Annotated in this window: 1 protein-coding gene; it reads right to left on the minus strand. The window is 30.9% G+C overall.

Annotated features, from left to right (window positions below; genetic code table 11):
• On the minus strand, positions 1-645 hold a 645-nt coding region (locus DNK84_RS13990), incomplete at both ends, for a SidA/IucD/PvdA family monooxygenase (RefSeq protein ID WP_162902527.1).

Raw genomic sequence — 645 nt, forward strand, 5'->3', positions numbered from 1 at the left:
AATCAGGAGCTCCAACACCATGGGTATGCATTTCAGCATTTTGGATGAAGATATTTAAGTTAGTATTTTTAGTTATTAACTTATAGTCTTTTGTTACTTTTAGGCAGCTATTTTCACCGCGGACTATAAGTTTATCTATATTGGTGATAGCTGGGTTAATATTTGTTTTATATCCTGTTGCTGCAATGACTCTATCTGTTTTTACTAAAAAGTCTTTGTCCTGTTGTTTATGATAAAAATAACAATTAAGTTCAGGACTATTATCAGACATTGCTATAAATTCAGCATTAGCAATAAGTTCAGCGGAATCTTTATTTTGTATTGTTTGATCGTAAAGAACATCATAAATATCTGAAATAGTTTGAGCACTTATGCCTTTATATAGTAGGTCTTGTTCTTTTATAAGCTTTGGCTTTTCTCTACTAGAGAGATTATAGAAATAATCAATATAATCAGGTGAGAAGTGCTCTAGCCCAAGCTTAGAGTATTCCATAGGGAAAAAGACTTTACTTCTTGTTAAACACGTAATTTTTGTTGAATCACTTTTTGATCTCATTAAATCTAAAAATATTTCTCCAGCACTTTGTCCTGAACCGATTATAGTTATATGTGGATCTTTCAAAGCTTGAGTCTTTATATCTAGAT

The organism is Facilibium subflavum (assembly GCF_003574485.1).
Classification (GTDB): Bacteria; Pseudomonadota; Gammaproteobacteria; order Francisellales; family Francisellaceae; genus Facilibium; species Facilibium subflavum.